The organism is Aeromonas sp. EERV15 (assembly GCF_900079845.1).
Taxonomy (GTDB): domain Bacteria; phylum Pseudomonadota; class Gammaproteobacteria; order Enterobacterales; family Aeromonadaceae; genus Aeromonas; species Aeromonas sobria.
In genome coordinates, this window is the sequence record NZ_FKKY02000154.1 from 1 (window position 1) to 442 (window position 442).

1 protein-coding gene is annotated in these 442 nt (G+C 64.9%); it reads right to left on the reverse strand.

Features of this window, described 5'->3' with window-relative positions; genetic code table 11:
- On the reverse strand, window positions 1-346 hold a 346-nt coding region (locus BN4575_RS22965), incomplete at its 3' end, for a hypothetical protein (RefSeq protein ID WP_218060819.1).
- Between the last annotated feature and the right edge of the window lie 96 nt (window positions 347-442).

A 442-nucleotide genomic window follows, 5' to 3' on the forward strand; every position in this document is an offset into this window, starting at 1 on the left:
CGACGATCGTGTCGGGCATCGCGATCGAGAGCGCGAACTTCATCACCGTATTGAGGTCGCGATCCGCGACGTAGCGGGCAAATCGCTTGATCTCGGCGGGTTGGTCGCTCGCCGAGCGCACGTGCGTTCGCAATGCCCGGTTCCAGACGCCGATCGGATACCAGCTGCTCGGCAGCAGCGGCTGATAAAGTACGTCCCGGTCTGACTTGTGCAGCGAGGTCACAAGGCGCTCCCATGCCCCTGCGTCGCGGTTCGTCGTGACGAACGACCGGAGGTTGACCAGCAACGTCCCTTTGCATCGACCGGCCGGGATCGAGGATTTGCTTTTCGTTTCGTGCGTCTTCATCGCGGCGAACCTACGTCGGGAAGACCCTGACGACGCCGGACCCGCTCGCGGGCGCAGCGCGTGCATCCCCGGGCGGGAAGGCCTCGCCGGGAACAC